Here is a 13,306-nt window from a genome sequence, read left to right on the forward strand (position 1 = left end):
TTGTTTTTATGAAGAAGCGTCCTCATGGAACTGTTGTAACGCCGCCACCGAAGCCCGGAAATCCGGTCTACCGTCTTCCGTCCACTTCAGCTCCGTCACGAACGTATGGCGATTCGGGTCGTACAGCGGATCTCCCACTATCTCTTTGTACGTTCTGGCATGGAAAACAAACAAGGCGGTCATGCCGTCTTCCGCTACCGTAAAATGATTATGGCCCGGGCCATAGAGACCAAGCTGCTCGTCCGTAGTCAGAACCGGTACCGGCGATTTGTCCCACGATGCCGCATCCAGCAAATCCGCATCCGCGGATGCCTCGAGAAGCCCCATGCAATAGTTGAAGTCCGTCGCGCTGGCGGAGTAGGACAGGAAAACCCGGTCCCCTTTGCGGATAAAGGCAGCTCCTTCGTTCACCTTGAAGCCGATTCTCTCCCAATCCAGATCCGGCAACGAAATCATCGTCTGCTTGCCGGTTAACGTCCATGGATTGCTCATTTTGGAAATATAGAGGTTGGAGTTCCCTTCAATGCCGGGATCCTTCTGCGCCCAGACATAATAACGTTCTCCGTTATGCTCGAAGGTGGTCGCATCTAGCGAGAAGCTTTCCCACGCCGCGCGGACCTGCCCCTTCTCCTCCCATTTCCCTTCCAGCGGATTCGCGTCGGCGCATTCGAGCACAAACATCCGGTGGTCGAACAGACCTTCGTTCGTCTCCGACGTATGCGCCGCCGCAAAGTAGACGTACCATTTGCCATCGATGAAATGAAGCTCTGGCGCCCAAATATTCGCGCTTAACAAACCCGTCTCATGTTTGGTCCATATAACCGACGGCATGGCTTCCGCAAGCTCTTGAACCGAGTCCGCCTTGCGGATTTCGATCCGGTCATATTCCGGTACAGAAGCGACAAAGTAGTAGCATCCGTCCGTATGTCTATAAATGAAAGGATCTGCTCTTTGTTCAATTAAAGGTTTAACTCCGTTACGTTCCGATTGGTGGACGCCCATCCTGTCACCTGCTTTTCTATAGTTTAGTCATTAGCCCTTAACGCCACCTACGGTTAAGCCGGAGACGAAATAGCGTTGGAAAAAGATAAAGACGATCATGATCGGTACAATCGCGAGCACCGAGCCGGCAATAAGAATATCGTAGTTGTTGCCGTATGGCGTCACGAGAGAAGACAAACCGATTGGCAGCGTCAGCTTCTCGCCAGCGTTGAGTACAATAAGCGGCCAGACGAAGCTGTTCCAGCTGGCAAGCGCTTGGACGATAATCATCGCGCCAAAAGCCGGCGTCATGAGCGGTACGAAAATTTTGAAGAAAATGCCGTATTCCGAACAGCCGTCAATTCTTCCCGCATCCATGAAATCTTTCGGCAGCCCCGACGCATATTGGCGGAAGAAGAAAATCGGCAGCGGCGACACCACAAACGGCAGGATGACACCGCTAAACGTATTGATCAGGTTCATCGCGATCATCTGTTTGTACAGCGGCAGCATGATGATCTCAACCGGCACCATCATGACAAGCAAGACAAACAGGAAGACGATATTGCGGCCTCTGAACCGGTACATCGCAAGGCCGTATCCAACCATGGAGGAGAGCAGCATGCACAGCACGGTATACACAACCGTAATAATCAGGCTGTTTTTGTACCAGATCATGTATTTCTCTGCCCCGCTCGAGAAGATAAAGGAATAGTTATGAAACGTTAATAGTTCCGGCTGCAGACCGATGTTAAGACCGAACCGAAGCAGCTCCTTCGACGGTTTGAACGAGGCCAGCAGCAAGCTGTAGAACGGGAAGACCGACAAAGCGGCAAACAAAACAAGCACGAGCAGCAGAAGCCACGTCTGAGGACGATTCCATTTGGCGCTCATGTTCAATCCTCCTTCTTAAACAAGCCGAACAAGCGAAGCTGCACGACGTTGAGAATCATAGTAAGCATCAGCAAAATCATGCCGATCGCCGAGCCAAGTCCAAGATTGTTTTTCTCGATACCGCTGCGGTACAAGAGTCCAATCATCGTCAGGCCGATGTCATTTGGCGAACGGTTGCCGCTCCACAGGATAAAGCTTTCCGTAAACATCGAATAACCGCCGTAAATGCTGATCGTAATAACGTAGATGGCAATCGGTTTGAGCAGCGGGAGCGTAATGCGCCAAAACTTGTTCCAGGTATTCGCTCCGTCAATGCTAGCCGATTCGTATAGCTCGCTAGGAATGGACTGCAAAGCGGACATAAAGTAAACGATGTTAATGCCCGCATAGCGCCATGTGGCGAGGATGACCAACACGAACATGCCCGTTGTGCCGTTGCCAAGCCAGTTAATCGTCTCAAAGCCAAAGACATGGCGGATCGTATTCATGACCGAATCATCCAACGAACCAAATACGAGACGGAACACGATTCCCGCTACAACGACCGAGGTAAGCGCCGGCAGAAATAGCGTAGAGCGGAAAAACGCGCTCCATTTCATAAACTTGGAGTTAAGGAAGACAGCAAGAATAAGCGGCAGCGGAATTAGAACCAGTATGGTCCAAAACGTATATTTCGAGCTGTTCCAAAGCGCTGTATAAAAGGAATCATCCCATAGATTCCTGTAGTTTTCTAAGCCGATGAAATGGGTCTGGCCCGGAAGTACTTCCTGAAAGCTCATAATGAACGTCGATATTACCGGGTATACGAAAAAGATCGCTAACGAAAGGACAAAAGGCAGCACGAATACATAAGGGGCGATTTGCTGGTTGTATAGTAGCTTTTTCATTTGACGCTCACTCGCTCCTCTCTGATCGGGATCACTCCGCTGAAGGACGGCATGTTCCGTCCTCCAGCGAAGCGGCATTGCTAGATGGATAGTTACGCGTTACTTGATGCTTGCGGCTGCATCCTCCAGCGCTTGCTTCGGATCCTTCATATCGTTTAATGCCTGGAACATCGCTTTTGTCTTGATCACATCGGATACGGCCGGTGTTTTTTCTTTAATGTTGGTAGGCGCAATCTCATCCTTCAAGCTGCTGAGGAAGGTAAAGATGTCTTTGCCGAAATAATCGGTGTATTTGTTCGATTCGTTCATGGCCGGATCCGTCCATGCGTCCGTGCGGATCGGGTCAAAGCCAAGCTGCTTCCAGATCTCGATATTGCCTTCTTTCGATACTTTCGCGAACTCCAGGAATTTCTTCACAAGCTCTTGGTTTTTGGATTGGTTCGTAATCACCGTGCCCGTGCCGCCCATGCCGGAGGAACGCAATTCGCCTTGTTTGAAGACAGGCATTGGCTTGATGATGATTTTGCCTTTCAGGTCAGGCATGTAATCCGTGAAGCGGCCCATGTACCACATTGGCATCCAGACCGAAGCCGCGCCGCCGCCGTTCATAAAGCCGTAGTACTCTTCCGAGTGATGGAAGCCGCCTGGCGCTGCAACAGCTACTTTTTCTTTCACGAGCTTTTGCAGGTAAGTCAGCACATCCACGTTTACTTGATCGTTAAGCGTTACGTTGCCGTCTTTATCGAGGAAGTCCGAACCATGTTCTACAACAAGCGGCCAATAAGACCATTGGTCGGTTGTTTCAACGGTAGCCATTGGTTTGCCTGTTTTCTCAAGCACTTGTTTGCCTGCCGCTTCGTAATCATCCCAAGTGATGATTTTGTCCGCGTCTACCCCTGCTTGATCAAGAATTTCTTTGTTGTAGTAAATGACTTGAGCGCCTACGTGATAGTCGATGCCGTAGTACTGGCCGTCTTTGGCGTAGTTGTCTAGGCGGGACATAACCAGATTGTCTTTGTTAGGTTCTACGATGTCGTTCAGCGATACAAACTGCGGTTCGCCTTTCAGGAAGTTGCCGATTTTGCTAATTTCGATGTCGACCATGTCCGGCGCGCCTTTCCCGGATTGCAGCGCAACCTGCAGCTTGTTGTGGTTATCGTCGTAAGGGAATGTCGTTGCTACCAGCTTGATTTTTTCGTCCGGATGCGCTTCATTCCATTTGTCTGCCATACCCTCGAAGAACTGCTGGTGAAGCTCGTTAAATGTCCAGAAAACAACCTTTGTCGCTTTGCCCGAAGAACCCTCGGAGCTGCAAGCGGATAAGACCAACATGAGTGCCAATGCTAAGGTTGATGTTAATGTAATCCCTTTTTTCATTTGACGTTTCCCCCTCCATATTGGTTAAGCTTTTTATTACTTGAACCATTGTAAGCGCTTTACAACTAGATTATAATAGCGGTAAAGTATTATTTATATACCCAATTGGTTATAAAAACATATTTATTTATTGAGAGTAGGTGCCTTCATGAAAAAGACAGCTCTGTACAAGCAAATCCAACTTGAGATCAAAGACAGGATTGCATCCGGGCAGCTTCGTCCCCTCGACCGCATTCCTTCCGAGCAGGAATTAATGGATGAATTCAAGGTCAGCAAGATCACCGTCAAGAACGCATTGACCGAGCTAGCGGATGAAGGACTCGTCACGCGTATTCAAGGCAAAGGAACGTTTGTTGCAGCAGACCTTACGCCCGTAGAAGTGAAGGCGCCTGCTTCCGAGCCCGAACCGGTTAAGGTTCCTTTGATCGGCTTCATTATTCCGACGATGAAAACAACGGTCATCCAAAAGCTCGTTGATTATATGGAAATGTATTTGAAGGAAGCCGGCTTTCAGATGATTCTGAGCATCACCCGCGAGCATGCGGCGGAAGAATCCCGGGCAATTACCGCTTTGGTCGACGCCGGCGTTCAAGGGCTGATCGTATTCCCGACCGAAGACGAGAAATATAACGAGTCTCTCCTGCGGCTATCACTGGACAAGTTCCCGTTTGTGTTTATTGACCGCTTCCTCCGCAATATCGAAACCTATACGATTACTTCCGATAATGACGGCGGCGCTTACCGGACCGTCACGCATCTCCTCTCCAAAGGGCATCGGCAAATCGCGCTGATCTCTCCCGAGAATGCGAATACCGCGATTGAAGACCGGACCATCGGATTTGAGAAAGCCTATATCGATCAAGCCGAGTCCATTGACAAAAGCCTCTGGTGTCACGTGCCGCTTGAGGTGCTTCGCAGCGAAGCGGCTTTGAATTATGTAACGGATTTCCTGAAGGCGCATCCTACGATTACCGCCGCCTTCACGCTGACCGAAGAGATTGCCGGCCTAACCTGGCAGGCTCTGCAGCGGATTAAGCGCCGGACCGAAGTCGAACTGTTCTCCTTCGACAATCCGGACATTCCGCATGTCCCGTACGTCCAGCAGGATGAGCAGGCTCTCGCCCGCTCCGCGGTGATGCTGCTGCGGGATCAGATTGAGCACACCTACGATCCGCAGCATATCGTGGTGCCGGTGCAGCTGGTGTTCCCATGAGAAAAGGGGTGTCCCATAAGTCATGAAAATGACGATGGGATACCCCTTTAGTTATTGCATGGGTTAAACAGCAACTGCGCATTTAATGTCCAGAAAACAACAATTTGCTCCTACAGCTTGAATCTACTTGCCACTCCTATCGAAAACCGCGTCACAAACGAACGCAAAAATTTCGAAAATACGCTTCCCTATTTAGAAAAAGCATGGTGTATGATGGTAAAGTAGCATGTAACCACAAAGGAGGATGTATATGTCTGATCAGCTTATCATTGGAAGCGCTTCACATCTTTACGCTGTGCAAGAGGGCTGGGGCCAACTACCGGCGAACATCCAATTAGGTTATACACACGGCATTTGTGTAGACGATGAAGATCGTATTTATGTACATCACACAGGTAAAGAATCTGTCGTTGTTTTCGACAAAGAGGGCAATTTTCTCACTTCCTGGGGAAGCGAGTTCGAGGGCGGCGCGCACGGTTTTTATTTGCACCGCAACTCGGACGGCCTGCAGCATCTCTATTTCGCAGACACCAAGCGCGCAAGTATCGTGAAGACGACGCTGTCGGGAGAAGTACTGCTTCGAATTTCTCCGCCGGATCGGCCTGATTTGTACGATGTGGATCGAAAGTATGTGCCGACCGACGTATGCGTGGCGCCAAATGGCGACATCTATGTGTCTGACGGCTACGGTCAATCCTACGTGCATCACTATAATGCGGAAGGTCTCTACATTCGCTCTTGGGGCGGTCCCGGCTCCGAGCCTGGCAAGCTTAATTCGCCGCATGGCATTTCCGTCAATCTACGCGGAGAGACACCGGAATTATACATAGCTGACCGCAGTAACAATCGAATCCAGGTCTTCTCCTTAGAAGGCGAGCATCTTCGTTTCGTCGAGCATAATATGGATCTTCCTTGTTCTTTCTACTTCTATGGCGATGAAGTGTACTTGCCGGATTTGCACAGCAGGGTTACGATTCTGGACAAAAACGACCGCTTGATCACTCACTTGGGCGAGGATCAGCAAGCCTATAAGCAGCAAGACTGGCCGAATCTGCCCAAAAGCTACTTCCGACCGGACCGTTTCAGCTCTCCACATGGCGTCTGCGTTGATTCCCAAGGCAACGTATATGTCTCCGAATGGATTTCCGACGGCCGCGTAACGAAGCTGGTGCGGCAGCGGTAGTAAAAGCGTTGATACATAAAGATACCAAAAGATACATCCGATGAAAAATGGCTTTTGAATCCCTGCCAATAAGAAAAGAGCAGCTGATCGCTGCTCTTTTCTTATTGCTATTTTATTAATGCCATTGCTATTAAATAGCGGCAAATACTTTGTCGAAGCCGGCTTTGGAACGCTCAAGCGCTTCTTCGGAAGAGATTGGTGCGCCGCCCGGCGTAAGAATTTCTTGGGCAACCGCGCCCGTGTAGCCGATTTTCTTCAAGCTGCGCAAGAAACCGGGAAGATCGATAACGCCTTCGCCCGGATACAGACGGTCATTATCCAGTACTTGCTCGACCGGAATGTCCTTCGCATCATTAATATGAACGTGAACGATTTGTTCAGGGGACAGCTTTTCGATATCCGCTGTGCCAAGCCCGTTCGTGTACCAGTGGTACGCGTCAAGCAGCAAACCAACGTTCGGAGCACCGATCGCATCCGCGAATGCCAGCGTATCTTCCATCGAATAAATAAACGGATATTTCCATGCCGTGCGCAAATGATGCGGACCAACAAACTCAAGCCCAAGCTTAACGCCATAACTATTTAATATGTTTGCGGATTCTCTCAGACGGCGAACGGCCTGAATGGTGAAAATCCCGGGCGATACGTCCGTAGCCGGCAAAATATACGTGCAGCTTGCCGTACAACCCAATTGCGCTGCGGCTTTCGCCTGCTCTTCAAGCTGAGCCAGCCCGTCCCGGAACGCTTCGTCCGTTGTCCGCCACTCAATCGGGAACCCGCACGAGCCAACGGAAATGCCGTTTGTCGACAACAATTCCCGCGCTCCGTCCAAGCCATATGTATGAATAAGACCCGCAGCATCCAGATCTACCGATTGAAATCCGTATCTAGCAGCTTGCTCAATAAATGCTTTGTCATCACCAATTGGTCCAAGTCCTGCCCGTGTTAACCCTTTCAGCATCTGATCAGCTCCATCCGAATTGTAAATACGTACAAGTCCCATTATACAAGAGAGCTACTCCCGCAACTATTATAAAAAGGCGCCATAGAAGTTGTTAAATGGCGCCTTTTTATTCTGGTTTATTGCAGCAGTCTGTCGAGCAGACGCGCTAGCCCAACCGCCGCTTCCGCGCGGGTAACTTCCTTGTCTGGAGCGAAGTTTCCGTTACTGAGACCAATCATTAACCCGGAGGAAAAAGCCTTGTTAATCGCTTCGATCGCCCAATCGGAGATCGCGTTAATGTCGCCATATTGGTGTCTATCCTCTGTATTCACTTTCCCTGTTTTGAGCTCGTAAGCTCTAACCATGAGTGCAGCCATCTCTTCGCGGCTAATCTCGTCATTCGGCGCAAACGTATCCGCGTCCCGGCCGTGAATCAAACCGGCTTGCACGGCTGCGGCAATCGCATCCGCGTAGAAAGCGTCCGCATTCACATCCGTGAATGGCAAGCCCTCTGCTGCTGGCAACTCCAATACTTTCGCCAGAATTACCGCAAATTCTCCGCGCGTAATGGATCGGTTAGGAGCAAAATGCTCGGCGTCCGTCCCTTTAATAATGTGCAGAGCCGCCAGTTGCCGGATCGCTTCGCTTGCCCAAGCATCGTCGGCAACATCGGAAAAATGCTTCTCTCTCGACAGCACGGCGTAGCTGCCGGATGACGCAATAAAGGTCCGAATTACGGTACCTTCCTTATCCGTTCGACCGCCTGCGTATGTCCAAGCACCTTCAGAGCTGCCGAAGTAAATACCGGCCAACTTCGGATTTAATCCTCCCGATACCGGAAGCTCAAGCAGTACCGGATAACCCCATTGCGGCAAAGCTTGCTTATTGCCGGAGGCCGTCCAAATACCCACCTGAATCGTGTAAATGGTACCCGCTGCCTTCCACTCTTCGCTTGCGGCAGACGGTGTAGTTGCCGGTCCGCTTGCTCTAGTTAGCGAGATATACAAACTTGCTCCCGTCGTATTTATGCCGCTGACAGCGAGCAATTGTGCCGCGGCCTTCAGCGCATCCGAGCCAATCGTTAGCGATACTTCGCCAAACTTGATTTGAAGAGCGTTTTGGCCGAGCAACTGTGCCGCCTGCAAAGGAAGCTTCAGCGTTGTTACGCCGGTTGGAGCGTTTAATTGAACCGGCCCTTGACCGCTTGGTTTAAGCTGGTCAGCTGGCACGTCTAGAACAGTCTTATCCTGCGGCGTGCCAGGGGTAGACGGCCCGCTTGGCCCCGGATCCGTTGGATCTGTTGGATCCGTTGGTTCGCTATCTCCTTGATACAGTCCGATAGAGTCAAAATACAAGGTACCGCTGCCAAGCGTACCGTCTCCCTGATTCACGTAGAGGGAGAATTCCGTAATGGCGTTAAGATCAAGCTTGCCGTTGCCCGCCGTATTCCATGGAGCATGCACGAACTGGTCAAACGGCAGCTTCAGCACTTTGGCGTCCGTGCCGGACAGAGTCACGTAATACTCCCATGTCTCGCCGTCAGATTCCTTGAACTGCACAACCAGCTTCCGGCCTGAGCCATCCGGGGTGTACCAGAACGTTATGCCATCCTCGCCGGTCCAATCGGACTGGCCAAGCAACTTGGTAGCCCCCGCAAAATTGGTAGCCGCGGACGGATAAGAGTAGTCGTATTTCACGCCAAAACGTCCGCTTTCTTTGTGATCCGCATCCGGAGTCAAAGTCAGATCTCCTCCCCACGGATTGCGGGCGTAGGCGTTCAGCGCAACCAATTCACGACCGTCATAATAATCAAAGTTGTCGATGACCGGAATAGTCGTCAGCCCAATATCGTCCAAACTTACCGAGTATGTGCCCACAGAACCGCTGCCTTTATTCACGTAAATGGAATACTCGGCTACGCTAGATACGTCCAGAACGCCATCCCCGGTAGACCATTTGGCATTGCGGGTTAAGCCGGCAAGCGGAATCGTAACAAGCTGTTCTTCCGTTCCTGCCATACTGACTTGCGCTTCCCAAATATCGTCGTCCGTCTCTTTGAACTGGAAGGTGAGAGCATGAGCCGCGCCGTCAGGCAGCAACCAGAACTGTACGGCGTTGCCGCCTTCCGACCAGTTCATCGCGTTAAGCGCCTTGTTCACGCCGGCATAACCAAGCGCATCGGTTAACGTATAGTCCAGCTTCAAGGCGTAGCTGCCGTTCTTTTTCCAGGACGAATCCAGGGATGCCGCGATCGGATCGCCGCCGGTATTACGCGTATAAGCCGCGCCTACAAGCGATGAACTGCCTTGGTAATATTCAAACGTATCGATATCCTTCAGCTTCGCGGCCTTGATATCGTCCACATAAATCGCGCCGGTTCCGGCATCTCCCGCTCCGCGGTCTACATAAACCGAGAACTCGGCAATGGAGTTGATGTCAAGCTTCGAGTTATCCTTGCCGCTCCAGCTTGGCATTGCAAACAGGTGGAAAGGTACGCTAAAGACCTGCGGAGTTGTACCGGATGTTGCGATTTTCGCTTCCCAATACTCGCCGCTCGTTTCCTTCACTTGCACCGTAACGCCTCTTTGCTTGCCGTCCGGCTCCAGCCACAGCTGCAGGCCGTTATTGCCGGTCCAGTCAATGCCGCCAAGCTGCTTCGTTACACCCCCAAAGCTTTTGCCCGTCAAGTCGTAAGCGAGCTTCATTCCTAGACCGCCTTCGCTCTTATGGTTGGCATCGAGCGTAACGGTGACCGGTCCGCCATCCGAATTAGCCTTGTAGTTGCTATTCAGCTTGGCATTATCGCCGTCATAGCCTTCAAACGTATCGATTGTTGGTACGCGATAAAGCTTAATATCGTCAATAATTAAGGTCGTATCGGCCGCCGGTCCGTCAAAATACAGGCCAAACGATCCAGTGTCGCTGAGATCTACCGCACCGTTCCCCTGTCCGGCATGACTGTCTTTCCACCAGCCCGGAATATAGAAGTTGCGGAACGGAAGCTGTACCAGCACCGGCTTATCGCCGCTGATACGCGTATCCGATTTCCACACTTCGCTTTGCGTACCCATTCCTTCGGTCAACTGCAGCGTGAGTCCTACTTCCTTGCCGCCCGGATTCACCCATAGCTGAATGCCGCTGTTGCCGGACCAATCGGCGCCTGCAAGATCCTTCTCCATGCCGCCCCAACCTTTGCTGAGGTCGGTCGACAGCTTCATTGCATAAGTGCCGTTCACTTTGCCGGCCGTATCAAGCGTCAGCGTAACCGGCGAGCCGCTGTCATTGGCTTTATACGCCGCGCGCAAAGCATTGTTTGAACCGGTATATCCTTCAAAATCATCAATAACAGCCGACTTCTTGATCTCCGCCGGAGGGTCCAGCTTGGCATTGCCTACCCCAATCTGCAGGCTGCTTACTTCCGGATTCCAGTTCTGGTCTTTAATGTTCTCAGGAACAACCGGGAATTCAAACTTCACGTAACGCGTGCCCGCCGGAAGCTGGTAAGCAATATAATCGGTCTTCGCCCAGTAGCCTTCGCCCATCTTGCTCGTCTTCACGACATTCGTAAATTCGGTATAGTCCGTACCGTTTACCGAAGTGTAGAACTTGAAGTCCGGCAGAACATATTCAGCCGGGTTCTGTCTTGCATACTCGAAGAACTTAAAGTAATTCATATCGCCGTCCGCCTTGTAGACGAACCATTCATGCTCATTGGAGGTACGCACCAGACGTTTCGTATCGCCGCCATAAAATTGGGTTGAATCCGACGCGAAACCAAGGTTCGCCGAATGTGAATCCATCTTGACGAAGTTGTTCAAATCGTCGGTCAGAATCCCGTTTTTAATGCCGCCCTGCTGCACGGCATCCGGGAACGTCAGCGCTGAGCCGTCATGCTCATATTCAATAACAACCTTGCCCAGCTGGCCGGAAGTGGCTGTCGCCGGATAATCAATCTGCAACAGCTTCACGCCGTCCGCCAATTCGCCAGCGGTGTATGTCCGCTTTTTCCAGCTGCTTCCGGACTCTGTGACATCCGTAGTAACCGGCGTAAACGCCGATCCGTCGCTTGATGCCGACAGACCAAAGTTCTGCTCGCCGTTTGCGCCTGCGACATAACCTTCCACCTTCACCGACAGCACCTTCACCGGCGTACCATCCGCAAGAAGCGGAATCGCATATTGCACGTTTTGCGGATTATCGTTGGCCAATGCTTTCATCCGGGACACGTCCCCGCCAAAAGCATTCGGATCGCGGCTTTCATATTCCAAATCCGAAGTATTGCTGTACAGCTTGCTGAAGTTGCGCATTTCATCTTGCATGACATGTTTGGCCACAACTGGCCCTACTGCCGCCGATGGCGCGGATTCACCTGCGCTGTTCTTCGCCGTCACCCGGTAATAATAGGTCTGGCCCGTCACAGCCGTCGTATCATCAAACAATTGGGATTCCGTTGGCACCGCGTCATACACGTTATTGCCAACTACCGTCCAAGCGCCGTCCGGCTGCTCGGAGCGTTCCACCTTATAAGAAGAAGCCCCAACCGAACCTAGCCAGCTTATTGTGGAGACCGAATCAACCGGCAGCATAACCGCCGAATCCGGCTTCTCAATGGCTGGAGCTTCATCGAAGCCGCGAATTTCAAACGCCTTCTCCCTAAGCGTGTTCAGCATATTCGTCTCGTCAAATCCGTCGCCGGAAGGGAATCCCGGCCAGCGGTACGCGCCGTAAAAGACGCCGTCAAACGTTGATTCCGTATGCGGATAAAATCCGCCTTCGCTGCTATGGTAACGAAGGCTCCAGATCATCGCGCCGGAGGTACCGTTTTCGATCGCATTGTCCAGGAAGGAAGTTACTTGGCTCGTTGGTTTGAAACCAAATTCGCCCACGATAAACGGCTTATGGCCCTTCGCTTTATTCTTGTCTACATTCACCTGCTCCGCATAACTTGCATAATGATCGGGGTAGTAGTGATTGGAGACGATATCGATTGCGTCATCGGTCAAGGAAGCATCGTCAATGCCGTACTTGCCGTCGGTGACCAGATGGTTGCCGTCGATGCTTTTGATATAAGTCGCGATATCATGCGTCCAGGCGGACGATGCCGGCACGAGCTCATTTCCCGTCTCCCAAGCAAGAATCGTCGGGTCGTCCTTGTAAGCAACACCGGTGAACGTATTCACGCGGTTAAGCGTATACGAGATCACCGACTTGAAGTCCGCGATGAGCTGCGGATCGGTCCAGAACGCGTCTTTGCTTTTGCCGCGGAAGGCCGCATATTCGTTAATTCCGCCTTGCCATTGATACTGGTCCACAAAAGGCAGCAGAAGCTTGATGCCGTACTCGCCGGCCAGCTGGATCATTTTATCGTAAGCAACAAACGCGTCTTCGTTAAAAATCAGCTTATTGTCTGATCCAACGCCCATAATATGGCGTACCATTCCGGCGGAATCATCCGCTTTGCGCACGGACAGGACATACGGTCTCGTTACCGTTCCGCCCATCTGAACGAGCGTCTTGAACGCATCTTCCTGCTCCCATTCGGTTGGCGTCCGCCAGTAAATATCCTCCACCATCGACAACGTTGGCACGTTCGCCGAGATAAATCTGAACTCTTGATCGCCGTCCATCAGCTTGTCGCCGCTGCGCGTAATAAATGGCGAAACGGCGGATGAGGTGACGATTGGTTCACCCGTTTCCTCCGCATACGCCCTCGAACTCTGGATTCCGGGCATAACAATAGAAGCCGCTACAAGCACCGCGAGGCTGAGCGATAGCATTCTCTTGCTTAACATAAGACCACTCCTAAAATGAATTGCCAAACTAGGTTG

8 protein-coding genes are annotated in these 13,306 nt (G+C 51.4%); 2 read left to right on the top strand and 6 right to left on the bottom strand.

All coding sequences use genetic code 11. The features are described from left to right. Positions 1-6: 6 nt before the first annotated feature. From QQK89_RS23210 to QQK89_RS23225, 4 genes are all read right to left on the bottom strand, one after another. Positions 7-1,002 (bottom strand): glycoside hydrolase family 43 protein, encoded by a 996-nt coding sequence (locus tag QQK89_RS23210; RefSeq protein ID WP_284241063.1) that lies wholly within the window; start codon positions 1,000-1,002, stop codon positions 7-9. 30 nt (positions 1,003-1,032) lie between these two features. Continuing rightward, the gene (locus QQK89_RS23215) at positions 1,033-1,875 is read right to left on the bottom strand and encodes a carbohydrate ABC transporter permease (protein WP_284241064.1); all 843 of its coding nucleotides are present in this window, start codon (positions 1,873-1,875) and stop codon (positions 1,033-1,035) included. A 2-nt stretch (positions 1,876-1,877) separates the two neighbouring features. Next, a complete protein-coding gene (locus tag QQK89_RS23220) occupies positions 1,878-2,762 on the bottom strand; it encodes a carbohydrate ABC transporter permease (protein ID WP_284241065.1) in 885 nt (294 codons plus the stop codon). Positions 2,763-2,861: 99 nt separating this feature from the next. After that, positions 2,862-4,139 (bottom strand): ABC transporter substrate-binding protein, encoded by a 1,278-nt coding sequence (locus QQK89_RS23225; RefSeq protein ID WP_434481749.1) that lies wholly within the window; start codon positions 4,137-4,139, stop codon positions 2,862-2,864. A 148-nt stretch (positions 4,140-4,287) separates the two neighbouring features. Here QQK89_RS23225 and QQK89_RS23230 point away from each other — a divergent pair, with 148 nt between their 5' ends. Both QQK89_RS23230 and QQK89_RS23235 read left to right on the top strand, forming a co-directional pair. Further along, on the top strand, positions 4,288-5,352 hold the full coding sequence (locus QQK89_RS23230; protein WP_284241067.1) for a GntR family transcriptional regulator: 1,065 nt from the start codon (positions 4,288-4,290) through the stop codon (positions 5,350-5,352). Positions 5,353-5,602: 250 nt separating this feature from the next. Further along, on the top strand, positions 5,603-6,535 hold the full coding sequence (locus tag QQK89_RS23235; protein ID WP_284241068.1) for a hypothetical protein: 933 nt from the start codon (positions 5,603-5,605) through the stop codon (positions 6,533-6,535). 130 nt (positions 6,536-6,665) lie between these two features. Here the strand turns inward: QQK89_RS23235 and QQK89_RS23240 are convergent, their stop codons facing one another. Together QQK89_RS23240 and QQK89_RS23245 are read right to left on the bottom strand one after the other, a co-directional pair. Continuing rightward, positions 6,666-7,496: a sugar phosphate isomerase/epimerase family protein gene (locus QQK89_RS23240; RefSeq protein ID WP_284241070.1), complete on the bottom strand. Its 831-nt coding sequence runs from the start codon at positions 7,494-7,496 to the stop codon at positions 6,666-6,668. 119 nt (positions 7,497-7,615) lie between these two features. After that, the gene (locus tag QQK89_RS23245; protein WP_284241071.1) at positions 7,616-13,270 is read right to left on the bottom strand and encodes an S-layer homology domain-containing protein; all 5,655 of its coding nucleotides are present in this window, start codon (positions 13,268-13,270) and stop codon (positions 7,616-7,618) included. Between the last annotated feature and the right edge of the window lie 36 nt (positions 13,271-13,306).

The organism is Paenibacillus glycanilyticus (assembly GCF_030161375.1).
Taxonomy (GTDB): Bacteria; Bacillota; Bacilli; order Paenibacillales; family Paenibacillaceae; genus Pristimantibacillus; species Pristimantibacillus glycanilyticus_B.